This is a genomic window from Clostridium tetani, assembly GCF_900167265.1.
Classification (GTDB): domain Bacteria; phylum Bacillota; class Clostridia; order Clostridiales; family Clostridiaceae; genus Clostridium_G; species Clostridium_G tetani.
The window spans coordinates 76,673-103,161 of the sequence record NZ_FUWT01000003.1 but is presented as its reverse complement, the minus strand read 5'-3'; the positions used below and the strand labels follow the sequence as shown (position 1 = coordinate 103,161).

Here is a 26,489-nt window from a genome sequence, read left to right as displayed (position 1 = left end):
TTATTGAAATATATTAATTGAAAAACTTTTATGAAAGTTTATATAAGTTTATTATCAGACTAAATTTTAAACTTATCAATCTGTGCCATCATAGTTCCTGTCATATTACTTAACATTTGAGATGCAGCTGCTACTTCATCTGTAGAAAAATTCATCTCTTCTGTAGAGGATGCAATTTCTTCCGAGGATGCTGATACTTCTTCTGAAATTGATGATGTTGATTCTAACTTTTCTAATATAGATTGTTTTCTTTTATCCAAGATTATAGCTAATTTACTAGTTTCATTAATTTTAGGAATTACTATATCTACAGATTTAGTTATCTTTTCAAAAGAAGTCATTGCAATATCGATTTCTTTCTTTTGGCTATCTAACTGGATTTTAACATTTTCTGTAGTATCAATCATAATATCTGTGTCTTTTGATATGTTACTAACAATTACCGTAATACTTTCTGATGATTCCTTACTTTGTTCTGCTAATTTTCTAATTTCATCTGCAACTACACTGAATCCTTTTCCCGCTTCCCCTGCTCTTGCTGCTTCAATTGCTGCATTTAAAGCTAACAAATTAGTCTGTTCTGATATAGTATTGATAAGAGCCGTTATATCATTTATTTTTGTTATATTACTACCTACATTTTTAATTTTTACGATCAATTCATTGAAAGTATTATTAACTCTTTCAACAGAATTTATTACATTGTCCATATCCTTACTGCTTTTATCTGCTACAATTTTGATATCTTTATTGCTTGTATCAACTTCTTCTATATCTCTTACCATATCATCTAATTGAACACTAAAATCATTAAGTATACTAGTTATCTCCATTAAATCTGAAGCTTGTTCCCCTGCCCCTTTTGCGACATTTTGAATAGACATAGATACATTTTCAGATGAATTTGACATTTCTTGTGAAAGATTTGCTAAATTATCAGATTGCATATCTATATTACTTGAGTTTTCCTTAATATTTTTTATCATTTCTGTAATAGAGTTTTGCATTCCGTCAATAGCCTTAGCCATATATCCTATTTCATTTTCTTTATTTAAGTCATTTTGAGATACTTCAATACTAAAATCGCCATCTGCAATAACTCTTAAATGTTCTACATATCTTTTTATAGGTTTAGATATGCCTTCACTAATTAAATATGCTATAACTAATCCAACCCCTAAAAATACTAATGTCAATATACTCATATATTTATTTAATGAATTAATCTCATGCAATATTTCACCCTTGTCTACATCTATTCCAATTGACCAACCTGTGCCTTTTAATGGCGTATATGCTACATATTTTTCAACACCATCAGCTAAATATTCATCAGTTCCACTTTCACCCTTAATCATTTTTTTATGTACGTCCACTACAGATTGAAGATCAGAATTTTTTTTTACAGCATCAATGGCAGAATACATTTTTTTTACTAAATCTTTGTTCTTAGCAGCAATGACCATTCCTTGCTTATTTATAATAAATGCTCTTCCTGTTTCACCTATTTTAATTTTATTAGCAAAATCACTAAATACATTTGCATCTCTAACAGTAGTTATAACTCCTATAACCTTTCCATTTTTTTTAAGTGGTGAAGCATAAATTATAATAATACTCTTGTCTACTTTACTAACCATTGGATCAGTTACACTACTAACTCCTTTCAAGGCTTTTTTAAAAAATTCTCTATCACTTATATTAATTAAATCTCCTTCAGTTGTTTTAAGATTTCCATTTAAATCACCAATTCCCATGTTAACATGTCCACTTCTTTTTACCTCATTAGAGAGAAGCTTTAACTTATCATCAAGGGAAACTTTTTCATCTTTAAATATTTTTTCATTAGTCACTAATTCTAATTTATCTAATTCACCTTCAATGTAAGTCTCTATTGCTAAAGAGCCCTGTTTAACAATTTCAGGCATAGTCATTTTTACGGTATTTTCCAATGTATTTTTTGAGTTTATATAAGATACTCCACTTAACCCTATTCCTATTGCAATTAATAATATTCCAAAGTATAACATAATATAAACTTTTATACTTTTAGATCTAATTTTTCTCACGTAATTCCCTCCATCATTAGCATAAATTATTATATCGTCTTTGCTTAAAAATAGCATTAATTTAAATTATTACGAACTATCGAAAATCAAGCATCTAAAATGTCCTTGAAACAACCTCACAATTTTATTTATACTATTATTCAAATTAGGATGCTTTTTATGTACTCTCCCAAAATTTATTTGTGGTAGAAATAAATTTTTGTAGTTCATACAAATCCTCCTAGCTTTTAATAAGTAATCAAATTGCATAAATTAAAATTTAATTATGCATTACTTTATTTTATGTTGTTTCCAGTAATTATACAATCTACTACATATTTCAACATATGTTATACAATTCTTTTATTCGTAATAAATAAATTAAACTTAAGTATTTTCTAATATTTTTTATTTTTAAATAACTTATAAAATAAGAATATTATATGTTTTTTAGCATTAATCCTGTGAATTCCTTTACATCTTAATAACATGCATGTAAAAAATGCGTTGGTTCAAGAATGTTAATTCTATCTACAACGCATTTAATTTCATATTTTAATATTTATAAATTGATTTCATTTTCCAATGTATTATTTATTACCACTGTATTTTCCATTACTTGTGATGTATCAGGTTTTAGATAGACAAACCAATATATAAGACCTACAAATATAGCACCACCGATTATATTTCCAAGGGTTACAGGTATTAAATTATTGAATATAAAATTACTCCAATTTAAATTGGCTAACTCTTCTGGTGAAAGCTTAGATGCATTGACCCAATTAATATTTGATTTTGCTAATATTCCTGCAGGAATATAATACATATTAGCAATGCTCTGTTCAAAACCAGATGTGACAAAAAGCCCTATTGGACAGAATATTCCAAAAATCTTGCCTACCATGCTTTTCGCTCCATGGGCTAACCATACAGCTAAGCCAATAAGCCAATTTGCCATAATTCCTAAATACAGAGCAGGCATGAAAGATAAGCCAACCTTGTAAGCAGCAATTTTAATGGTTTGTCCACCTAGTATATGGGCTCCACTATTAAATAATCCTGATTCTACCATCATAAAGGCTATTATTAAAGAGCCTATTAGATTTCCCATATATACAGTACACCAATTTCTCAGCATTTCTCTTAATGTTACTTTTTTTTCTAAAACACTTATAATAATCAATGTATTTCCTGTAAATAGTTCTCCTCCTGCGAAAATAACTAGCATAAGTCCTATACCAAACATTGAACCAGCTAGAGCTTTTCCAAGTCCATAGGTTTCATGGTTTTCAAATAAATTAAATGCTGCCATATTAGATCCTTCAGATGCAAATGCAATGAATGCTCCTGCTAAAATCCCTAAAATCAACTGGTGTGAAAATGAAAGTTTTGCCTTTTTTACTCCTGTTTCCACCGTTGTAGTAGCGATTTCTGCAGGTGTTAAGTAATTTCTCGTATTCACTTTATAACCACCTTTTACTATAGTTGCTTAATATAAGCATTATAATCTAATTCTATTATAATGCTTTCTTGTCTATAAATCGTCTGTAAAATGCATATAATCTGAATTTTCATCCAAAACTTTGTATACAAATGAGATAGTGATCTAATTTAAAAGTTTAAAAATTGTTACCTGTCCCTCACTACATGTTCATTTTCTTCTCTTAATAAAAAAAGCTATAGCAGTTAATGCAGCAATAAATATAATAGTAATAACTGCAGTTGATCCTATTATTGCTATTATTGATAATGCCTTTTTAGATATAGGGATATATGTTTTCTTCTCAACTTTACATTTAGTTTCCATTTTGTTTTCAGTTAATTCACTATTAGGTTCTTTGCCAATTAAAATATAGTCAGTACTCACATTATAAATTCCACTTAATTTTATAACATTACTTATATCAGGATTAGATTGTCCACTTTCCCATTTTGAAATTGCCTGTCTAGATACACCGAGCATGTCCGCCAATTGCTCTTGTGAATAATTAGCTAGCTTTCTAAGTTGCTGTAATCTTTCAGATATTTCCATTCCTCTTGCCTCCTTTTTAAGAAAACCGCCTTATAATTTCTCTTCATATAATTTTTTAGTTAGGGAAAATCTCCTGCTAAATCTGAATATCACTTTATGGCAGTAGATTATATATAAAACTTGGCATATCACCGCAGATAGCTTTGGCAAATTCTTTAGTCATTTTAATTTTCCATCCCTTATCACTTTTCTCAAGTAAAAGTGTTACATCATATTTCTTTGTTTTATCCGTACTTCTTATTAAACTTATAAGCAAATTGTTTTCATCTCCATGATCTTCTTTAAAGGTCTCCTGTTCAAGTCGCCTATTTATATCTGATAAATCACGATTGGTAATCTGTACTTTTATTGTTGCAGTATTTTTCTTTTCTTCACTATGAATGATTTTATAAGAAAGTTTTGATACAATACTTTCTATGTAGTCTTTACTTTCACCATCAAGGTTATCCCCAAAAATAACATTATCCTTAAACACAATACCATTTCTTATAGTATCTACATATTTAATATATTCATTAAATTCTCTTGTATTCAATGAAGTCAAAGCATTAAAAGTAGCTTCTACTGCATCTATTGGTGATATATTTTTTGTTGAATGAACTATAGATGTATTTTGCATTACTTGTTTTGTATCCTTATTCTCTTTTTGCCCAGCACAAGCCATAAGAAAAGTTGAAAACACTACAATAAACATCATCAAAAAAATTTTTATCTGTTTCATTATTTATATCATACCTTTCATCTTTACATTGACCTTCCTTTAATAAAAAAAGCTATAGAAGTTAATTCAATAATAAATAAAATGGTAATAACTGCAGTTGACCCTATTATTGCAATTAATGTAACATATAAACATGGTTGCACACAACCAACAAGTGCTTAAATCTTGTCAATCTTTGGTTGCAAATCAGTATTTCTTAATTACATCTGAATATTTTCATAGAAAAAAACATTAAAATCTTATTGATGATGAAGATCGTGAAAATGAAGGAGGTCTTATTTCCCTGCTGAAACCATTACAATACCTCAAATGGTTCCTAATAATACATGTAAGTATGAAACTGCATTTACTATCTCAATTAAAGCTAAGAAAGGTGTTTCTGTCGCTGATAGAGTTACTCCAATTCTTACTGCTGTAAAGGATAACTGTAAACCTGAAGAACTATGTCATCCTGGTCATGTTTTCCCACTTCGTACACGTACAGGTGGTGTTTTGACTAGACATGGTCAAATCTTATGAGTTTAGTAGGATATAAACCAGCAAGAACTTTATGTGAACTTACAAATCCAGATGGAACCATGGCTCACCTACCACAGATAGTTGGCTTTGCTAAAAAATACAATATGCCGGTTGTTTCCATTGAGGATATTTGTGAATATAAACAAAATATAAAATCATACATTTGTTTTTAATTGAGGTAGTACCAGCGAAATGTCATGTACTGCAAAGTACGTGTATGGTTAATGACGTAATAGAGTGAATAGTACACAAGGTACTTGTGTACTATTCACTCTATGCCTTAGTATAGTTAAGCCGGAAATATTGGAGACACCTCTTATAGTAATTTTCACATAAAATTAATCCTTTGCTATCCTACATTATAACACCATCTTCTATCTTTACAATTCTATTACATTGATCAGCTATTTTAGAATCATGAGTTACTATAATAACTGTCTTACCCTCTCTATTTAAATCCTTAAAAATATTCATTACATCTTGTCCAGTTTTTTGATCTAATGCTCCTGTAGGTTCATCTGCAAGTATTATTTCAGGATCGTTAGCAATAGCTCTTGCGATTGCTACTCTCTGACACTCACCACCAGAAAGTTCTTTAATACTTTTATTTATTTTATCATCTAGTTTTAATTTTCGAAGTATACTATTTATTATTTCTTTTCTATCTTTATATTTTACTTTTGCATACTCTAAAGGTATTTCAATATTTTCAAATACTGTATATTCACTAATTAACGCAAAATGCTGAACTACAAATCCAAAAGTCTTGTTTCTAACTTGAGACAATTGAGAAATATTTAGTTTTTCAACTTGTTGATTCTTTAATAAATATTGTCCATCCGTAATTTTATCTAATGTTCCAATTATATTAAGTAAAGTAGATTTACCTGAACCAGATGGCCCAACTATTGCAATTAATTCTCCTTTGTTAATATTTAAATTTATATTGTTTAATGCATTTACTTTATTTTGTTTTGAAGAATATATCTTATTTACATTATTTAATTTTATAATTTCCATATCTATTCATCCCCTTTAACTAATTGACTAACATCTAAATTAAATATTCTTATTATGGGAATTAAGGCTGAAACTGTAGATATAGCTACCATTAAAATCAATAACATAAGTAAGCTATTAGTATTTATTAATCTTCCATCTCTATAGTATATAATTGATGCTGTAATCATATATGCCATAAAAAAAGTAATAAATATTTCTAAATACGTAATTCCAGCAATATCAGATAATTTTCCTCCACTCATAATATGTATACCATATTCCTTTTTTCTTTTATTTATAGAATCCAATATTGATATAATAAATGTTATACATACAAATATAATGACACTAATAGATGTTATAACTACTATTTCATATTGTTCTTTAAGCATGTCCAAATCTTGAGTTACATATTTTGTCAAATCCCTTATACCAGCTTCCCTTATAACAGGTATATCATTAAACATTTTTTTAATTTTTGTAAGCTCCTTATATATTTCAGATTCATTTGTAGAATTATCAAATAGAATGTAATTTGCATTATATAATGTCAAATCACATAAAATTAGTTTGCTTTCATAAATTGCATCTGTAGATATAATATAGTTATTTAAATTTATATATCTAATATCTGGCTGGCATATATCTCCGGGACCACACTCATCTTCTTTAAGTATTCCTATTATTTTGCCTATTCGTTTTTTACTTGAATCTAGTAGAAATTCATCTCCTACTTTAAAATATTTACCATAATTTGCTCCAACTACAATAGGAAATACAAAACTATCTTTACCAATAAAATCAAATTCATTACTGGTAAATAATCTTCCTTTTTCAACCTTTAACGGATAGGTTTTAAGATATGATTTATTTATACTATTATGCTTAAATTGAAAACATGTTTTACCATTAGAATTAGCTTCAAAATCACTTGCTGCAAATTGTTTATAATTATTAAAAGTAGGAATCATCTCTCCTGTCATTGTAGTTTTTATAAAAGTATACTTAGAACTATCTTCCATTATCCTGAAAGCATCCATTATTTTTTGAAATTCTATATCATTACTATTATAATTGATACTTTCAACCTCTAAGGCATAAGCTTTTTTATCTTTAAAAAATTTTTCTACCTTGTTTGTCTCCAAATTCATTTTTTTATATAAATTTATGTTTTCATACATAGAATAAAATCCAAAAATTAATTGAGCAATAATTAAAAATGAATAAAAAAATCTGCTTGATATTCCTCTAATAGCATATTTAAATTTCATAATTATACCTTCCCTTTGATAAGATAACTTATTTGAGTTTTATTTATATTAAATGCACTTATGCTGATAACTATACTTCCTATAATTAATATAAAAATAACACTAACAAGTATATTAAATATATTTAAAGTACTATTTTGTATTTGAAGTACATTACTTAATATCAATAACTTTTGAAATATAAGTGCTATAACTAGTGAAACTCCTGATATACTTAAATATCTTTTAGCTATATGTAAAATAATATTTTTATTTGAAGCTCCATACATTCTTCTTACGCCTAGTTCCAAAGCTATTTTATCTATCCAGTGTGCTGTAGCTCTTGTAAGAGATATAATAATACATAGTATTATAAGCGAAAAATTAAGTAATAAAGTTCTAGAATTTTGTATAGCGCTTATTAATGGACTAACTCTTTTATCTTCATAAATTGTTTTTATAAAATTGCTATTATATTTTTTATTAACTACATCAATACTATCTTTTAAATGGCTTTCACTTTTTAATACACTATCTAAATTCCACCTCTGCTGTAAGTAGTTTATATCTTTCTCCTGAAAATCCATATTTAAATTATATAAAATACGAGAATCGTATTGTGTGTCCCTGTTTTTCTTTCCTATTACTCCTATAACTAAAAATTTATCATTACCTCTATATATGTATCTTTTGCCATTCTCTGTTTCTACATTATCTATAAGTTTTTTACCAATAACTACTACCTTTTCATCTTTTTCAAAATCCCCCAAAGAAAAAAATCTTCCTTCTAATAAATTGTACCCATTTTTATACATTCCATTAAAATAAATTCCGAATTGAGACGCACCTGGAATAAAGACTCGTCCTCCTTCATGAGTTATTATTATATTTTTTTGTAATTCAATTTCTTTTAAAGATTTTATTATATTCTCTGAACTTAAATTCCTTCCATCAAAATAAAAAGAAACACTATTAATTGTTTTAAAATTATTTGCTTCTAACATCATTTGGTATATCTTTTCAACATGTCCCACCATTAATGATATGAAAATTAGTATGGAAGTTAAACATAAAATTAGAAATTGTGTTTTTCTAAGATATTTTTTGAAAATTTTCATAGAATGCCTCCAAATTATTTAACGTTAATTGGAATATTTTAAAAAGGTTCATCATGAAGTTTTCTGATGAACCTTTCTTTTATTTTTTAAGTTTATAATCTACTCTGTGTATTTCAGTAGCTGTTAAATTTCCAGGAGCACATACACTTGTAGTTTGTGCATAATGTTTATCATGAACCTCCCGACCCTCACCACCAGGAAGTTTTATTTTACTGCCAACGCTATATCCATAACAACCACAAGCTGCTAATGCATAGGTCTGGTTTGCACTTGTGTTATGTGTTATTCTAATTTTTACACTATGTTCTGGTCCATTATCTTGGCTACACATTGTATCGTCACCGTTATATCTTTCAGTAAAATAACTATGACCTGAACCCATGGCCAATACTGGAGTAGCCATCATTGTGGCTATCATTCCACTAAATAATAATGTTTTCAATTTCATTACAATTCCCCCTTAAATATTAAATAATTAGTCGCTTGCAAAACCTCAAGCCCGTTAGGGCTCAACGAATTTCAAGCTCTATCAAAAATGATTTCCCCCACTAAATGTCGAATTTATATAAGTACTATCCAATATAAATTTAAGGAGAAACCTTTATGATCAATTTAAAAAACCAAATTCATCTTTGTAATATTTATGAAGAAGTCGTAGACTGTTTTGAAGAAGATAAGCCTAAATTTATTAAGCTTTTTGAAAAACATATTAACATGAAGATGTTAATACCTCAAAGTTTTTACAATGCCTACTATTCTTCAAGTGGTCGTCCTAGAGAATACTCTCTTTCCTCAATGCTAACCGCATTTATAGTTCAAAAGATACTTGGTATCTCTGAAACTGAATTATTTATAAATATATTGAATTTATCTAAAGAATTAAGATCCCTTTGTAATTTCAATAAAGTACCTCATGAATCACAGTTCTCTAGATTTAAATCTAACTTTATTCAACATCTTCATAGTTTCTTCAACCGTTTAGTTGATATTACTGAACCTATTTGTAGAAAACTTAATTCTGAGTTATCTAAAATAATAATTGCTGATACTGCTGGTATTGAAGCTTATGTTAAAGAAAATAATCCTAAATATTTTGAATCTCTTTTAAATACTGGTAAAGTTGCTAAAAAGAAAAGTTCAAATATTGTTCCTTATAAATTCGGTCATTATTGTTATGCACTTAAATCAACTACTCTTGTTAATGCTCTTGGAATCTTAAGACATATTGATTTTAACGATACTCAATCAATGGATTTTGAAAACAATGTTTCTGCTAAACAAGCTAAAGATGAATATGATTCAAAAACCTTAATTCCTATGATGAAACGTTATTTAGCTATGCATAAAGATTTCAAATATAATTATTTTCTAGGTGATGCTGCTTATGATCGTGATGACAATTATAAATATCTAATTAAAGATTGCAACATAATACCCATTATTCCAATTAACCCTCGTAATTCTTCTGATTTACCACAGCCTAGCGGCTTTACTGATAATGGAATTCCATTATGTCCGAAGGACTCTTCTCTTCCAATGAAACTTGATGGAGTCACAAGAGAAAAAGGACGTTCTATGCGAGTTAAATGGCTTTGCCCTAAATCTAAAAAAGTAAGAATTAATGGCAAAACTAAGTATATACTTTCCTGTGAAAATCCATGTACATCTTCACCTTGTGGAAGAATATATCATCCAACCATCAATAAAGACCTTAGACTTAATTGTCCTATTCCTCGGAATACAGAAAAGTGGAATAACTTATATAAAATCAGAACTACTACTGAAAGAACCAACAATATTATTAAACACCCGCTAGGTCTATCGACCTTAAAGATTAATAAGACGAATTCTTTAAAAGCTGAATTATTATTAGCAGGCATAACTCAATTAATTACTGTAATTATTGGATATAAAATTAATAATAAAAATAAGATACTCTCAATAAAATCATTAATTGCTTAATCTATAGGTTGTTTTTTAAATTTAATATTTATATCTTAAGGTCAGTATTTAATTTTTTAAAGCATTAGTTTTGCAATCAACTATATTAAATAATGCTTTTTTGTAAGTATATATTATATTATACATAAAAAACTAATTTTTTTAATATAATTTCAATAAATACGTATATTAGAAAAATAATATACGTATTAACTAATAAAAGCAGAGCATTCAATGGATTTATTAAGGGGTAATTATGAATGCATAATTTCAATCATAGGATATCAAAATAAGAAAACATTTTAATAATGATATAATATCTCTAAGTTAATGCCCTTTTAAGAAGGAGTACCATATTTAATAATAATTCGGAGATGAAAGAATTATAATAGTTTATATAAGTAAGTTAAGAGATAAGATAGAAATAATTATATTATTCATATTAAATTAAGGAGAGGTTAAAAATGATGAAAAGCGAAAAAGAAAAAATGTTATCAGGTGATTTTTATAATGCTAATGATAAAGAATTGGTTAAAGAAAGAGACTATGCAAGAAATTTAACTTTTGAGTTTAATCATATAAATCCGACTGAAAAAGAAAAAAGACGAGAAATTATAAACCAATTAATTAATACCAAAGGTTCATTTCATATTGAAGCACCCTTTAATTGTGATTATGGTTATAATATTGAAGTTGGTGAAAACTTTTATGCTAATTATGGATGTACCATATTAGATGTAAATAAGGTTAAAGTTGGAGACAATGTACTTTTAGCACCGAATGTTCAAATCTATACTGCTACTCATCCCACCAATCCTACAGAAAGACTCACTGGCAAAGAATACTCTACACCAATTGTTATAGGAAATAATGTTTGGGTTGGTGGTGGAACAATAATATGCCCTGGAGTAAAAATTGGAAATAATGTAACTATAGGAGCAGGTAGTGTTGTGGCTAAAGACATACCTGATAATGTAATTGCTGTAGGAAATCCTTGCAAAGTTATTAAAAAGGCTACCATACTATAAAAATTTTGTGAAGCGAAATTTTTATTAATGAACAAGGAATAATGAATAATGAACAATTATGGATATTTAGCCTTCCTAAACGAATTAATCCGTAGGTTAGCTATCTATAGTTTATAATAAAATTTACCTTAATTGTTCATTGTTAGTTATTCATTAAAAGTGCGTCGCACTTTTTTATATTGCCCAGTTTTGTGCTTTTTCCATTTCATTATACATATTATAATATCTCTTTTTATTTTCAATTAATTCTTTATGACTGCCTTTTTCTTCTATATAACCTTCATTTAATACTATAATTTGATCTGCATCTTTTATAGTATTTAACCTGTGGGCTATTACTATTACGGTTTTATTTTCTGTAAGTTTTTTTATAGCTTTTCTAATTTCAAGCTCATTATCTGCATCTAGAGAAGCAGTAGCTTCATCTAAAAGAACTATATGTGCATCCTTTAATATAGCTCTAGCTATGGATATTCTTTGTTTTTCTCCACCTGATAGGGTTGATCCTCCTTCCCCTACCATAGTGTCATATTTATTTTCTAGCTTATCTATAAATTCATGACAATTTGCAACCTTAGCTGCCTTTATAACCTGTTCTTTCGTAGCTTCTGGGTTTCCTAATTTTATATTGTTGTATATGGTATCATTTAAAAGATATACATCCTGAAATACCATACTTATATGCTTTAATAATGAATCTGGCTTTATATTTTTTATATCCTGTCTTCCTATTTTTATTGTTCCACTATTTACATCCCAAAACCTTGCTATAAGACTTGTAACTGTGGTTTTTCCTGATCCAGAAGGCCCTACTAAAGCTGTCATAGTGCCTTCCTTTGCTTTAAAACTTAAACTATTAATAGTATTTTCTCCTTCTTCATATTGAAAACTTACATTATCAAATTGGATATCATGATTTTCAAATTTTGCTTCTTCATATTTATAACTCATTTCTGGATGATTATAGGTACTTATTAATTTTTGTGATGCAAGTTTCATATACCTAAAGGTTCCATATTGTGCACCAAAAGCCCTTAATACATTTGTAAGCGCCATGTTTATTATAATAAATGTTAAAAAAGCTTTCCTATCAATGCTTGTCATCCCAAATTTCATTGTAGCTATAAGTAATAATATAGGGAAACTTATATCAACTATTACTTGAAATATAAGCACAAAAGGAACAATTGAAATTTCTGTTCTTATACTTTCCCTTTTCAAATCTCTAAAGGATTTTTCCAATCTTTTAAACTTTTCACCTGCTAAGTTATGAGCTTTAAACACCTGTATACCGCTAAGATACTCAACCATTCTTGATATAACTTCATTCATAACTTTCTTTTTTTCTCTACCTATAGTGCCAACCCTTTTTCCTCCCATTAAAATAATAGGAATAGCCACAATTACAAATATAAGTTGAATAGTAGCTAATTGAATATCAATAAAAAACGTTATTATAAGTAGATAAGAACTAAGAATTACTGTTTTTATTAAATCACTAGTATTATGAGTTATAATTTTTTCAAAATCTTGTAAGTCATTAGTCATTATATTAGATAAACTTCCTATACTATTTTTATTAAAAAATCCTAAGTTTATATTTCTAATATGATCTCCTAAGGATATTCGCATACTTTGAATTCCCCTTGCACCTTTAGCTTGTATTCCTGTATATCCTATGGCATTGACTATAACTCTAAATACAAAAGCTATTATCATTGCTATAGTATAATTCTTAATTTTATCAAAACTTAACTGTGAATTAATTAAATCTAACAATACAAAATACAACATTGAATAAAAAAACATATTAAATAAACTATCTATGGTTAACAAAATTATGGGTTTTCTAAGTTTTTTACTATGCTCACCTAATAATATCTTTATATCACCTACCATATTACATCCCCCCTGCCACTTGTGGTGTTTTTGTAATTTCATAATCGTACATGTCCCAAAGATGCTTATATAAGCCTTTTTTATTCATAAGGTAATTATGTTTTCCCTGTTCTATAATTTTCCCTTCATCTAAAACCACAATTTTATCTGTATTTTTTATAGTATAAAGTCTATGTGCTATAATTATAGCTGTTTTATCCTTTAATAAATTTCTAAGGGCTTTTTGTATTCTACTTTCATTTTCTATATCTGAATAGGAGGTAACTTCATCTAAAATTACAATAGGGCTATCCTTTAATATGGCTCTAGCAATAGAAATCCTTTGTTTTTCTCCTCCACTAAGTTTAATTCCATCCTCTCCAAGAGATGTATCATATCCATCAGGTAAACTCATTATAAAGTCATGAATTTGTGCCTTTTTACTAGCTTCAATAACCTGTTTTATAGTTTTATTAGAACCCATTTTAATATTTTCTAATATGCTATCCTGAAGCATAAATACATCCTGAAATACAAAAGATACTTTGTCCATAAGTTCTTCCATTTTTATATCTTTTATATCTACATCATCAATAGTAATGTTACCTTCTTTCACATCCCAAAACCTTCCTAGCAATTGACCTAATGTAGTTTTTCCTGAACCTGAAGGTCCTACAAGCGCAACCATAGTTTTAGGCTCTATAGTTAAAGACAAATTTTTTATAACTTCCTCTTTATCATATTTAAATGTAACCTTATTGAACTTTATCTTTCCATTAATATCTTTATCTAAGCTTTTATTTCCTTCTGCTTGTACCTCTTTATCAAGTATATCTCTTACCTTTCCAGCTCCTTCTAATAACATTGAAAAAGTTCCCCCAAATTCCAATAACTGTTTAAAAGAAGTAAGAAAGTTTGCACTTAAAATTAAAAATAATATATAGGTAGGTGCGTTTATACTTCCCTTTAAAAACATAAATCCACCAATAGGAATTATAAATAAAAGTCCTGAATCTATAAGAACTAAAAACACCCCGTAAAGTGGAGCAGTTTTCATGCTTAAATCAATCCAATAATCTGCATATTCTTCTGTAACATCTTTATAATTTTTAAAAGATTTTGCAGATAAATTAAAGGCCTTCATTACGTTCATGCCGTTTATATACTGAATAATAGTAGAGTTAAGCCTTTTAACTAACTCATGATAATGAGCCATCATATCTTTCATACCTTTAAACATACTTATTTGACTTAAAAAGCCTAAAATAATTGGAATAAATAAAACTAAAGCCAGTTTCCAATTTAAATATAAAAGATAACCTATAATTATAATAGGAGCTACAACAGCTGAAGATAGATCTGGAATTTGATGTGCTATAAAATTTTCTAGTTTTTCTATATCTTCATTAATTGTTTTTTTAACATTTCCTATAGTATTTCCTGTGAAAAACCCCATGTTAAGCTTTGACATATGATTTATTGCTTTTATTCTAAGTTCATACAATATTGTAAAAGCTGCTATATGGGAAAATACTCCCGATAGTAGAAATATAGCCATTCTAGCAACTATGGTAATGCTTACAATTATGGCCATAGATTTAATTTTTTCATAATCCACTGCATTGCCAAAAAGCTCTAAAACTATATTGTACATCAAAATATATGGTACTATAGCAAGTAGCGAACTTATTATGCTAAACAAAGCAGCTAAATATAATTTAAATTTTTCCCTACCAGATATCTCTAGAAGAAATCCTAAATTTGATTGTTTTTTCATAATCATCCTCCCTTATTCTTTTTTATTTGCATTATCTACTTAAAATTTTATTGTAAGTATAAAAATAACCTTTCTAAGTCATTATAATTGATATTGATTATCATTATCTACTCCAAAAGAAATAAAAAATGCTCCAAAAAACAAAACTAAGTAATTTTGTTAAATTTGAAGCATTTCCTTATTTCAATATTTGGTTATATTTAATTTTCTATATTTTAGTGGAGTTACATTATTATATTCTTTAAATGCATTAGCAAATTTACTTGGATTTTCATATCCTATTTCATTTGCAATTTCTAAAACTGACATATTTGTACTCTTTAGTAAGTATTTAGCCTTTTCCATTCTAACTTTTTTTATATATTCATAAACCGTACACCCTATTACATTTTTAAATTCTTCTTGCAATTTATATATGCTTATATTTAAATTACAAGCTAACTCTTTAACTGATGGTACTCTTTGGAGATTTTTGTTTATTATTTCTTTAGCATTAACTATAATCTCTGTTTCTTGTTTGTTTAAATTTTTTTTATTAAATTTGTCTTTAAAAAAAGTAGATAAAAGTTCTATAGTCTTAAGTTTTAAATTTATATAATCTAACATATTCTTTATTGGAATATTCTCTATTTGCTCTGCTATTTTTCTTATTTTATCAGTAGCCCTTTCAATTATTAATGTATCATCTTTAAATATTTCATTTATATGATTTTCCCAATCTGTTATCATTTTGTCTTCCCATATTGGATTTATCACATTTTTAATAATACTAAAATCCATATGAATAGACATAGTTTTACAATTATCATATTTAAATTTAAAATAATCCACATCGTTTAATGATTTATAAATACAAATTTGCCCTTTTTTAAATATATACTTTTTGTTCTGTGGCAAAGTTCTAATTTCTCCAATGCCGCTATAACAATAGCTTATTTCTAAAATATCATCCTTATACATCCTATTATCAAAATGTGTATCTGCTTTATACATATGAAATATTGAAATTTCTATTCCATCTTCTATTTTCATTCTTGAAAGATTACCAATTCCAAATTGTTTAGCAATAATATATTTTTTCCCTAGTATTTCTTCAGAAGTTTTACAGTCAAATTCTTTTTCAATGTATTTACAGTAACTATTTACAGTATCCTTTTTAATATCCAAAAACCTCCCCCCACTTACCAATTAATTTTAGTAAAATTTAATACTTATAGTAACTTAGTACCATTTATAACTAAATCAAATTTAGAATCTAAAAAATCTGCTGCCTTTCTACACATCATCATACGATTTAAAAATATTTCAAAATACTCCATTAAAGAAGAAATAGTAATGTCGATTTTCATTTCTAATAAAATAATTCTTTTTTCGCTATTAACTTTAACCTCTGCATCTTCAACTGCATAGTTTACTCGATCATGAATGTCAAAAGTAGCAAAATCCCTGTTTCTTACTCTGCTTCTTCTAACGTCACTTTTATCTGCTAATATTAATGCTGCTGATACTGTATTTACCGGTTGACCTGTGCCTTCATCATGGTTTCCAATAGAGGAAACTATAGTAGCAATTTCTTCAGGAGGCATTTCCATTCTAGTTAAAATATCAAAAGCTAATATAGCACCTGTTTGAGCATGATCAATTCTATTTATCATATTGCCAATATCATGAATATATCCAGCTATTTTCCCAAGTTCTCTTTCCCTTTCACTATATCCTAAACTAGCTAATATACTATCTGCAGTATAAGAAACCTTGCCTGCATGTATAAAGGAATGTTCAGTATATCCCATAACTCCAAGTAGTTCATCGCCTTTTTGAATATATGTTTGGAATTCTTTATTATTTTTTATATCTTCAAAAGTTATATGTTTCATATGTATCTCCCCTTAACATTTTATCTAAGTTATAATTTAGCTTACTTCCTCATTACTAAATTCTAAAATTGCCTCAGTATATGTAATATATTCTAATTCTATATATAAATATTATGCCCAATCTTGTTAATTATTTTCTCACTTAAGTATAATCCAATGCCTGTAGAGCAACAATATACTTAAATTATAACAAATCTCCTTAAGCAATATAACAACTTTATTACACTGTTATAAATAATGGGTTGCCTCAAAATAAAACTTTGAGGCAACCCATTATTTAAAACTATTAATATTATTTAAATATTCTCTAATTGCACTTACCACCATATTATGATCTTCTTCTTCAGTAAGACCTGATACAGTTATTACTCCTACAACACCTACATCTTTCATTATTATAGGAAATGCTCCACCATAAGGACAATATTCAAAAGAACTTATATGATACATTTCTTCTATAGATTTTTTCTCATCTTTTAATAATATTCCTATGTATAAAGAACTATTATAAAACCTATTTACTACTCTATTTTTTCTAGTTATCCAATCATCATTATCTGGTGAAGTTCCATCAAATGCATAATGAAATATTTGTTGCTTATTTTTTTCTATATTTATAGTAATTTTTTTATTATCTTTTTTAGCATTTTCTATTATTATTAGTCCTATATTAAGTGCTGTTTCATTTGTAAACTCAGAAAATACTAACTCTTTTTCTTGTTGTTCTAAGTCTTTTAACATCTTTTTATAATCCTTCATATTAATACCTCTGTTTTATTATTAATAAACATTTACAAATCTTTTATTTTTATAAGATTTGTAAATAGCTGAAGTTATTCTAACTACATTTAAACCTGCTTCACCTGAAACAGGTAATTCTTCATTGTTTATAACTGCATCTGAAAAAGCTTGAATTTCTTTCTCATAACGGTCAACTGGATTTATAGATAGTTCTTCTAAAGTATAATCTGAGAAATCTATTTCTCCATTTTCTCCAGATAATTTAATTAAAACTTTACCTACATCTTCTCTTCCAATTGTGTCATAACAAACTATAGAACCTTTTGTACCGTAAATTTCCATAGTATTATTTGATATACTATTTGGAATATTAAAGTGAAAATTAAAAGCACCATATACTCCATTTTCCATCTCACACATTATTTGAGCTGAATCTTCAACTTCATAGTTAAAAGTTTTTGTTCCAAGCATTGCTGAAACAGTTTTTATTTTGGTATCTAATAAGTATTGTATTAAGTCAATGCAATGGCTGCCTAAATCTACTACTGTACCACCACCACTTAATTTTGGATCAAGCCTCCAAACATTATCATCTGGATACCACCAACTATATTGTATTCTTGTATTAATAATATCTCCTATTATATTTTCTTTTAATAACTTTCTAACTTTTCTATGATGTTCCCCAAATCTCATCATAAAAGCAATTCCTAATTTAACGTCATTTTCTTTTGTAACCTTTATCATTTCTTCGCACTCTTCTGTAGTTAATCCCATAGGTTTTTCAAGAAATATATGTTTTTTAGCCTTTGCAGATAAAATAACACTATTTTTATGATCAAAAACAGGTGTTGCAATATATACTGCATCAACCTCTTTATCATTCAATAAATCTTCTACATTTGAATATACTTTTTTTATATTATATTTTTCTCTAATTTTTTCAGCTTTTTCTATACTTCTACTCATAACTGCAACTACTTCTGAATTATTAGTTTTTAATATTCCAGGTATAGTGCATTCATCAGCTATACCACTTGCACCAATGATACCCCATCTTAATTTCATTTAAATCCCTCCCTTATATAATTTAATAACTCTTTTCTTATATAAAAACTCACATTTATAAATGTGAGTTTTTACTTTATCGTACTATCTATTTTCTTTCATAAACATTTCAACTTCTGTAAGCTTTGGAAGTGATGGTTGAGCACCTATTTTCGTAACTGTCAATGCTCCAACTGCACATGCAAATTCTAAAGACTTTACATTTCCTAATCCATTAGCTAATGAATAAGCAAATGCACCTATAAATGAATCTCCAGCTGCAGTTGTATCAACTGGTTTAACTTTAAATGATTCTTGAAATATTTCCTCATTATTATTTACAAGTAATACCCCTTTTTCTCCTAGTGTAATTATAACATTTTTACATCCTAAATTAAGGAGACTTTTAGCTGCTTTTCTAGCACTTTCAATACTATTTACTTTAATGCCAGTTAATAGTGAAGCCTCTGATTCATTAGGAACTATATAATCAACTAGTTCTACAAAATGTTCCTTTAATTTGGCTGCCGGTGCCGGATTTAAAATTATTGTCTTTCCATGTTTATGTGCTAATTCAATAGTCTTATATACAGTTTCAAATGGGATTTCAAGTTGAAGTATTACTATATCTGAGCTTTTAATATTGTCTTCAAGATCCTCAACTTCTTTAGGAGTTAACTTTAAGTTTGCTCCAGGAATAACAATTATTCTATTGTTTCCGTTTTCTTCTAATGTTATGTGACCTACTCCAGAACTTTCTACATCATCAAATAGTACATAGTCATGATTTATACCTTCTCTTCTTAAGGATTCTATATGAGCTTCTCCAAAGCTATCCTTTCCAAGTTTTCCAATCATAGTGACATATGCACCTAATCTAGCAGCCGCTACTGCTTGATTTGCACCTTTTCCTCCTGTAAACTGACTAAATGACTTTCCTATAATTGTTTCACCCTCTATTGGTGCTCTTGGAGTTTGTGCCACTAGATCCATCATAAAACTACCTATTACTAGTATCTTCTTCACATTCATTCTCCTTTTATTAAAGCTTTTTCATCTCATTAAACAATCTCTTACCTAGACTTCCGCCGGGATGAAATACTGCAAAATTTTCCCTCTTAAATTCTTTAAGTTGAGAAAGAGTTATGGCAAGTGCATCTCCTAAAACTAAAGCTACAGTAGAACTACTAGTTGGTGCAAGATTTAATGGGTCCGCTTCATGATCAACCTTTGCTTCAAGTGCTACATCACTTTCTTTTGCAAGGGAAGAATTGTTATTTCCTGTAATTGATATTATCTTACTTCCTATGTACTTTATAGATGAAATTATTGAAAGTACTTCTTTAGTTTCTCCACTATTTGATATAGCAATAACTATATCTTTTTCTTCTATCATTCCTAAATCTCCATGAAGAGCTTCTGTTGAGTGCACAAAGAAAGCTGGTGTTCCAGTACTTGCAAATGTTGCTGCAAGCTTTTCTCCTATATGTCCTGATTTACCTACTCCAGTAAAAACAACTTTTCCTTTACAGTTATGAATTAAATCTACTGCTTTCTCGTAATTCTCGTCTAGATTTTCACAAACGTTTTTTATAGCTTTTATTTCTTCTTCCATTACTTCTTTTATAGAAAATAATACATCTTTATTCATCAACTATCTCTCCCATTCTTCTATATAAAAACTTAAATATCAGAATACTTATTATTTATTTTTTTCTGGATATAAAACTTTTTGTACTTCTGGATCGTTTATATTTTCTTTTGTAACTATCGTAACACCTGTATCTATTCTTTTTTCTACTGTTTCACCCTTCATAAGAGCAAGAACATTTTTAACCCCTTCTTCTCCCATTTTATAAGGATTTTGTACTATAAGAGCTGTTATTGAACCATCTTCAATGCCTTTAATTTCATCTGGATCAGCATCAAAAGCTACAACTTTTACTTTACCAGCAACTCCCTTTCCTTTAAGTGCTTGTGCTACACCTAAAGCTGAACGGTTATTAGCTGCAAAAATTGCTTTTACATCTGGATTGGCAGTAAGAATATCTTCTGTTATAGCCATGGCTTTTGATTTGTCACTTTGTGAATATTGTGTTTTAAGTAACTCTATTCCGCTATGTTTACTCATTCCATCTCTAAATCCTTTTTCTCTTTGAACTGCTGTTGAAACACCTGGTACAAAGTTTACTACTCCAACCTTACCTGATTTTCCAATAAGTTCTGCACAAACATCAGCTGCTTGACTTGCTGCCTTTTCGTTATCTGTTGCTATAAAACTTGCTACCTTATCAGAATCCACTCCTGAGTCAACAGTTACTAAAGGTATTTTTGCATTTATAGCATTCTCAACTGGTTGAATAAGAGCCTTTGTATCGCTAGCTGCAAGTACTATTCCATCAACTTTTTGATTTATAGCATCTTCAACTATATTTACTTCTCCTTGAATATCTTGTTCTGTAGCAGGTCCTTTAAATATTATATTTGCCCCTGCTTCTTTAGCAGCTTTCTCTGCTCCTGCCTTTACGCTAAGCCAGTATTCAGAATCTGTTGACTTAACTATTAGTGCAATATTTTTCTTTGTAGAATCACTTGCTGATTTTTGTCCGCATCCCGCTAAAACTCCTGCTGACAACATTACTGACATTGTTATTAAAGCTAATCTTTTCTTTAACATTTGATATTCCCCCTAAAATTATTTTATTTTTATATTATATTTAAATAACATAAACTAATTTAATTTTTTATTTTTCAACTTATCTCCATATACAGCAGCTATAATTATAGCTCCTATAACTATTTGTTGCCAAAATGCTGAAACATTTAAAAGGTTAAGTCCATTTCTTAATACACCCATTATTAAAGCCCCTATTATAGTTCCTGTTATAGTTCCTTCTCCACCTGCAAGACTAGCTCCTCCAATAACAGCCGCAGCTATAGCATCTAATTCATAGCCTGTCCCAGCTGTTGGTTGTGCAGATATAAGTCTTGCTGTAAGTAATATACCAGCTATTCCTGCTAATAATCCACTTAATCCATAAACCGTAATTTTAACTCTATCTGTATTTATTCCTGAAAGCTTTGTAGCTTCTTCATTACTTCCTATAGCATAAGTATATCTTCCTATAAGTGTTTTTCTTAATATCAGGGTAAAAATCATGGCTAAAATAATCATTATCACTGCTGGAACTGGAATAACCCCAAATAATTTTCCAGTACCTAATACTTGAAAGCCATCTGGTAATCCTGAAACAGGTAAGCCTTGTGTAACAACTAATGAAGCACCTCTAACTATACTCATCATACCAAGTGTTACTATAAACTCTGGAATATTTCCTTTAGCTACTATAAATCCATTAATTAATCCACAAGCTGTACTTATAAGTATACCAAGCATGCAAGCTAGGATCATATTCATACCATCTCTCATAAAAATAGCACTAGCAACACCTGAGATTGCAACTAAAGATCCTACAGAAAGATCTATACCAGATGTTATTATTACTAAAGTTTCACCTATAGCTATAACCGCAATAACAGCTGTTTGAAGTAAGATTGTCATAATATTATTTCTAGTCATAAAAACAGGTTTCATAACTGTTAGAGCAATCATCAGCATTACTAAAATCAAAACTGTACTAAACTTTTGTATAATATCCTTTTTACTAACTTTATTATTTTCTCTGCTTAATTCAGTCATATTTTTTCCTCCTATCACTTTCCTATTGCATATTTCATTATTTTTTCTTCTACATCTTTTTTATTTTGTATATCATTTTCAATAGAACCAGACACACAGCTATTACTCATGACAACTATTCTATCTGATAATCCTATAATTTCAGGCATTTCAGAAGATATAAGTATTATAGCATGTCCTTTTTTTGCTAAGTCCTTTATTAATTTATATATTTCCGCCTTAGACCCAATATCTATACCCCTTGTTGGTTCATCAAATATGTAAATTTTACTATTTCTCTGAAGCCATTTTGCTATGGCAACTTTTTGTTGATTACCTCCACTTAAGTTTTTCACTTTTTGTAAGGCGCTTGGAGTTTTTATCTTTAAGCTTTCTATAAATTTATTTGCTACTTCTTTTTCTTCTTTTTCACTTATTACTCCACTACTAGAAACCTTATCCATACTTGATAAACTAATATTTTCACCTACACTAAAACCAACTACTACTCCAAGATTTCTTCTATCTTCGCTTACATAAGCTATTCCTGCCCTAACAGCATCTTTTGGATGTTTAATTTTCACTTCTTTATTTTCAATATATAATTTGCCAGACTTTATCTTATCATATCCAAATATAGCCATTGCGGTTTCAGTTCTTCCACTTCCCATAAGACCGTATAGTCCAACTATTTCTCCTGCTCTAACTTCAAATGAAACATTGTTGATTTTATTAGTAACTATGTTTTCAGCTTTGAATATAATTTCTCCTTTTTTAATATATTCATCACTAAATCTATTACCAAGCTCTCTTCCTATCATCAATTTTACTAATTCATCTTCTGATGTATTTTTAAATTCTACAGTTTTTACATACTCTCCGTCTCTCATTATTGTAATTCTGTCGGCAATATATTTAAACTCTTCAAATTTATGAGATATATAGACTATTGCAACACCTTGTTTTTTTAGTTTATTTACAATTTGAAATAGTTTTTCACATTCCTTATCAGTTAAAGATGACGTAGGTTCATCCATAACTATTATTCTCGCATCAAAAGAAACTGATTTAGCAATTTCAATCATTTGTTTTTGTCCAATACTTAGATTTTTCACTAATTCATTTGGTTTTACTTCTATATCTAGTTCTCTTAATATGCTCTCTGTTTTACTATTCATGGTCTTGTAGTCTACAATTTTTAGTTTTTTATTTTTTAAATTCTCATTTCCAATAAAAATATTTTCAGCAACAGTTAAGTGGTCAATTAAGTTTAACTCTTGGAATATTATTGATATCCCTTTTGCTTTGGCTTCATTAACACTAACTATTTCGGTTTCTTCACCTTCTAGATATATCTTTCCTGAATCTTTTGTATAAACCCCGCCCAATATTTTCATTAGTGTAGATTTTCCAGCACCATTTTCACCTAGAAGAACGTGTACTTCTCCTTTTCTCAATTCTAAATTTGCATTTTTTAAAGCTTTTACTCCTGGAAAACTTTTAGTTATGTCCTCCATTGAGAGTACTATGTTAGATTCCATAAACTCACCTCTTTAAAATATAGTAATCCTTTACTATAAATAAAATACTTATCCTTATAAAAGGAATTAAATTATATCTTAATGATTTTAATAAATTAGTCTATATTAAAGATTTAATAGAATTCCCTTCACAGAATTCGTTAATCAATACTACTTCTTTAAAATTATCCTCTTTACTTTTACCATTTAGCTTATCTAAAATCACTTCTCCTGCTTTTTGTCCCATAAGAAAAGGATTCTGTTTTATACATGTGATTTTTGGTTCTATAAATTCTTGATTGGTTATTTCTCCAAATGATACCAATGAGATGTCTTCAGGAATTCTTACTTTTTCACTTTTAAGTGCTTTCATGATTCCCTCTGTCATACTATTATTGGCTGATAATAAAGCAGTTGGAAGCTTTCCTTTCCTTATCAAATTTCTAGTTTCAACAAATGCAATACTAGCACTGTAATTTCCTTGCAATATAAAGTCTTTATCTATTTTAAGACCATACTTATTCATAGCAGCTCTATATCCATTAAATCTTTCTATTGCAGTGGTTACGTTCAAGCAACCGTTTACTATTGCGATATCTTTGTGCCCTTTCTTTATTAAGCTCTCTGTAAGTAAAAATGAACCATTGAAATTATCATTAGCAATATAATCTAAAGTAACATCATCTACTTTTCTATCAATTAATACTAATTTAATGCCACTTGCTATTATGCTTTTTATTGCTGATGAATCAATATTGGATGATGCTATTACTATTCCGTCTACTTTTTTTTCAAGCATCATATTTAATAATTTTACTTCCTTATCTGGTGATTCATCTGTACTAGATAAAATAAGATTGTATTCTTCTGAAACTACACTTTCTACTCCTCTTGCCACACTCATGAAAAATGGATTTGATATATCTGCAACGATAATACCTATTAAGTTTGTCTTATTCTTCTTAAGACTTCTTGCTACTCCATTTGGCTTATAATTCAGTTCTGAGGCAGCCTTCAAAACTTCCTTTCTTGCTTCATCACTTACGGGATAGTTATTATTCAAAACTCTAGATACAGTTGCCGTAGATACATTTGCTCTTTTCGCTACTTCTTTTATTGTTATTTTACTCATAATTCCCTCCATATACCCCATACGATCTAAAAATTTTAACTACACAACTCCAACTGTAAGTAATATATTAGCAAATATTCTTTTCTCACCGGTTGCTATTGCTAATCTTATATTATTCTCTTTTGATTCATCATAAAATTCAAATCTTCCTAATTCATCTAATTGAATTTCATTGCTGAGAATTTCTCTAAATTCATTAAATATAGTAGGTTCTTCTCCTTCGCCAGGTGTCATTACTTGTGCTCTTTCAATGTTTATGCTTTCAACCAATACTTTCAATACATCAGTAACCATTGGAATTCCATGTGTCAACTGTAGATAAACCTTTTCTGTTGTTTCACTAGTACAAGAATCTATTGGATAATTGCCATCACATATCAAAATTTTATCACCATGTCCACAATGAGCTAAAGCCCTTATTAGTTGTGGATTTAAACATTTAATTTTTAACATATCTATCCTCCTAGGTCATTTTCGGTAAACTATTGCTACAAATATATAAAATAAACTATGATATATTAATAAACATTATTGTTAAACATCAATTTTACTGATTAAACTATAAGATATAGTTCATTACTATATATTGTTTTCCACCAGTAATATGTAATAACTGTAGTAAACGATTACTACAGTTTAATTATAACATCATTTTTTCAAATGTCAATATCTCAAAAATAATCCTTTTTTCGTTGTTTTTAATCCTTATATGAGTAGATAGTATATATTATATTTTTATATATTTGATAAAGCAAACAATTGTATTACTGTACTTGTAGAAGTTGGCTCATCTTCAGTTTTACCTCGTACTGTTGGAACAAAAGATGACAATATAGTAAATGAAATTTTAGGTAATTTAATACTATTTATATTAGTCTCATCAGTAACTGTTACTGTTTTAGGATGCTTTTTTACTGAAAACTTACTTATGTTTTCAGTAGCTATGATGCAACTTATGTATCTAATACAACAAACTGCACTATATACGATTATATCAATCTATGGTGGAGATGAAAAAGTAGTATTAATGAGAGTAGCCCTTAGAATTTTAATGTTTACATTTATACCTACATGTGGAATAGGTCAAGGTCTTCAACCTATAGTGGGCATGAACTTTGGTGCAAAAGATAGCATTAAAGAAGACCTTGAATCCAAAATTCAAAGTCTTCTTTAAAA

The 26,489-nt window shown here is 28.4% G+C and carries 24 protein-coding genes and 1 pseudogene; 4 read left to right on the top strand and 21 right to left on the bottom strand.

Translation table 11 applies throughout. The annotated features are described in order from the left end of the window. Positions 1-59: 59 nt before the first annotated feature. The 4 genes from B5D21_RS02745 to B5D21_RS02730 form a co-directional block, all read right to left on the bottom strand. The gene (locus B5D21_RS02745) at positions 60-2,069 is read right to left on the bottom strand and encodes a methyl-accepting chemotaxis protein (RefSeq protein ID WP_052040379.1); all 2,010 of its coding nucleotides are present in this window, start codon (positions 2,067-2,069) and stop codon (positions 60-62) included. Between the two features lie 541 nt (positions 2,070-2,610). Continuing rightward, positions 2,611-3,513 (bottom strand): formate/nitrite transporter family protein, encoded by a 903-nt coding sequence (locus B5D21_RS02740; protein ID WP_011099177.1) that lies wholly within the window; start codon positions 3,511-3,513, stop codon positions 2,611-2,613. A 189-nt stretch (positions 3,514-3,702) separates the two neighbouring features. Beyond that, positions 3,703-4,083, bottom strand: coding sequence for a helix-turn-helix domain-containing protein (locus tag B5D21_RS02735; protein WP_011099176.1), 381 nt, complete (start codon positions 4,081-4,083; stop codon positions 3,703-3,705). 94 nt (positions 4,084-4,177) lie between these two features. Next, entirely contained in the window at positions 4,178-4,804 is a 627-nt protein-coding gene (locus B5D21_RS02730; protein ID WP_011099175.1) for a hypothetical protein, read from the bottom strand. 238 nt (positions 4,805-5,042) lie between these two features. Here B5D21_RS02730 and B5D21_RS02725 point away from each other — a divergent pair. Further along, positions 5,043-5,496 (top strand): annotated as a pseudogene (locus B5D21_RS02725) (3,4-dihydroxy-2-butanone-4-phosphate synthase); the annotation flags it as partial. 181 nt (positions 5,497-5,677) lie between these two features. Here B5D21_RS02725 and B5D21_RS02720 read toward each other — a convergent pair. The 4 genes from B5D21_RS02720 to B5D21_RS02705 all read right to left on the bottom strand — a co-directional run bounded on the left by B5D21_RS02720 (position 5,678) and on the right by B5D21_RS02705 (position 9,141). Beyond that, positions 5,678-6,343 (bottom strand): ABC transporter ATP-binding protein, encoded by a 666-nt coding sequence (locus B5D21_RS02720; RefSeq protein ID WP_011099174.1) that lies wholly within the window; start codon positions 6,341-6,343, stop codon positions 5,678-5,680. A gap of 2 nt (positions 6,344-6,345) precedes the next feature. After that, the gene (locus B5D21_RS02715) at positions 6,346-7,596 is read right to left on the bottom strand and encodes an ABC transporter permease family protein (protein ID WP_011099173.1); all 1,251 of its coding nucleotides are present in this window, start codon (positions 7,594-7,596) and stop codon (positions 6,346-6,348) included. Positions 7,597-7,598: 2 nt separating this feature from the next. After that, positions 7,599-8,693 (bottom strand): ABC transporter permease, encoded by a 1,095-nt coding sequence (locus B5D21_RS02710; RefSeq protein ID WP_011099172.1) that lies wholly within the window; start codon positions 8,691-8,693, stop codon positions 7,599-7,601. A 79-nt stretch (positions 8,694-8,772) separates the two neighbouring features. Then, a complete protein-coding gene (locus tag B5D21_RS02705; protein WP_035110180.1) occupies positions 8,773-9,141 on the bottom strand; it encodes a hypothetical protein in 369 nt (122 codons plus the stop codon). Positions 9,142-9,296: 155 nt separating this feature from the next. Here B5D21_RS02705 and B5D21_RS02700 point away from each other — a divergent pair, with 155 nt between their 5' ends. Both B5D21_RS02700 and B5D21_RS02695 read left to right on the top strand, forming a co-directional pair. Beyond that, the gene (locus B5D21_RS02700) at positions 9,297-10,655 is read left to right on the top strand and encodes a transposase (protein ID WP_011099171.1); all 1,359 of its coding nucleotides are present in this window, start codon (positions 9,297-9,299) and stop codon (positions 10,653-10,655) included. A 446-nt stretch (positions 10,656-11,101) separates the two neighbouring features. Next, complete coding sequence (locus B5D21_RS02695; protein WP_035125413.1) at positions 11,102-11,662, top strand: sugar O-acetyltransferase; 561 nt, start codon at positions 11,102-11,104, stop codon at positions 11,660-11,662. A 174-nt stretch (positions 11,663-11,836) separates the two neighbouring features. Here B5D21_RS02695 and B5D21_RS02690 read toward each other — a convergent pair whose 3' ends face one another. The 13 genes from B5D21_RS02690 to B5D21_RS02630 all read right to left on the bottom strand — a co-directional run bounded on the left by B5D21_RS02690 (position 11,837) and on the right by B5D21_RS02630 (position 25,766). Beyond that, positions 11,837-13,561, bottom strand: coding sequence for an ABC transporter ATP-binding protein (locus B5D21_RS02690; RefSeq protein ID WP_035125363.1), 1,725 nt, complete (start codon positions 13,559-13,561; stop codon positions 11,837-11,839). 1 nt (position 13,562) lies between these two features. Next, the gene (locus B5D21_RS02685) at positions 13,563-15,317 is read right to left on the bottom strand and encodes an ABC transporter ATP-binding protein (protein WP_035125364.1); all 1,755 of its coding nucleotides are present in this window, start codon (positions 15,315-15,317) and stop codon (positions 13,563-13,565) included. Positions 15,318-15,500: 183 nt separating this feature from the next. Next, the gene (locus B5D21_RS02680) at positions 15,501-16,484 is read right to left on the bottom strand and encodes a helix-turn-helix domain-containing protein (RefSeq protein WP_035125366.1); all 984 of its coding nucleotides are present in this window, start codon (positions 16,482-16,484) and stop codon (positions 15,501-15,503) included. 44 nt (positions 16,485-16,528) lie between these two features. Further along, the gene (locus B5D21_RS02675) at positions 16,529-17,194 is read right to left on the bottom strand and encodes an HD domain-containing protein (RefSeq protein ID WP_011099166.1); all 666 of its coding nucleotides are present in this window, start codon (positions 17,192-17,194) and stop codon (positions 16,529-16,531) included. A 273-nt stretch (positions 17,195-17,467) separates the two neighbouring features. Next, positions 17,468-17,953 carry a heme-degrading domain-containing protein gene (locus tag B5D21_RS02670; protein ID WP_035127523.1) on the bottom strand — a complete coding sequence of 162 codons (486 nt, stop codon included), beginning with the start codon at positions 17,951-17,953 and terminating at the stop codon, positions 17,468-17,470. 21 nt (positions 17,954-17,974) lie between these two features. Continuing rightward, a complete protein-coding gene (locus B5D21_RS02665) occupies positions 17,975-19,003 on the bottom strand; it encodes a Gfo/Idh/MocA family protein (RefSeq protein ID WP_011099164.1) in 1,029 nt (342 codons plus the stop codon). Positions 19,004-19,087: 84 nt separating this feature from the next. Next, positions 19,088-20,014, bottom strand: coding sequence for a ribokinase (rbsK, locus tag B5D21_RS02660; protein WP_011099163.1), 927 nt, complete (start codon positions 20,012-20,014; stop codon positions 19,088-19,090). Positions 20,015-20,024: 10 nt separating this feature from the next. Next, the gene (locus B5D21_RS02655; RefSeq protein WP_023437760.1) at positions 20,025-20,633 is read right to left on the bottom strand and encodes a KpsF/GutQ family sugar-phosphate isomerase; all 609 of its coding nucleotides are present in this window, start codon (positions 20,631-20,633) and stop codon (positions 20,025-20,027) included. 51 nt (positions 20,634-20,684) lie between these two features. Beyond that, a complete protein-coding gene (locus B5D21_RS02650) occupies positions 20,685-21,659 on the bottom strand; it encodes an ABC transporter substrate-binding protein (protein WP_011099161.1) in 975 nt (324 codons plus the stop codon). 54 nt (positions 21,660-21,713) lie between these two features. Further along, positions 21,714-22,682: an ABC transporter permease gene (locus B5D21_RS02645; protein ID WP_046655445.1), complete on the bottom strand. Its 969-nt coding sequence runs from the start codon at positions 22,680-22,682 to the stop codon at positions 21,714-21,716. Positions 22,683-22,696: 14 nt separating this feature from the next. Continuing rightward, the gene (locus tag B5D21_RS02640) at positions 22,697-24,202 is read right to left on the bottom strand and encodes a sugar ABC transporter ATP-binding protein (protein WP_011099159.1); all 1,506 of its coding nucleotides are present in this window, start codon (positions 24,200-24,202) and stop codon (positions 22,697-22,699) included. Between the two features lie 100 nt (positions 24,203-24,302). After that, positions 24,303-25,313: a LacI family DNA-binding transcriptional regulator gene (locus B5D21_RS02635; protein ID WP_035110186.1), complete on the bottom strand. Its 1,011-nt coding sequence runs from the start codon at positions 25,311-25,313 to the stop codon at positions 24,303-24,305. A 39-nt stretch (positions 25,314-25,352) separates the two neighbouring features. Further along, the gene (locus B5D21_RS02630) at positions 25,353-25,766 is read right to left on the bottom strand and encodes an RbsD/FucU family protein (protein WP_011099157.1); all 414 of its coding nucleotides are present in this window, start codon (positions 25,764-25,766) and stop codon (positions 25,353-25,355) included. 475 nt (positions 25,767-26,241) lie between these two features. On the opposite strand from B5D21_RS02630, the gene B5D21_RS14240 reads away from it, so the two are divergent. Further along, positions 26,242-26,487 (top strand): MATE family efflux transporter, encoded by a 246-nt coding sequence (locus B5D21_RS14240; protein WP_035110189.1) that lies wholly within the window; start codon positions 26,242-26,244, stop codon positions 26,485-26,487. Positions 26,488-26,489: the final 2 nt, after the last annotated feature.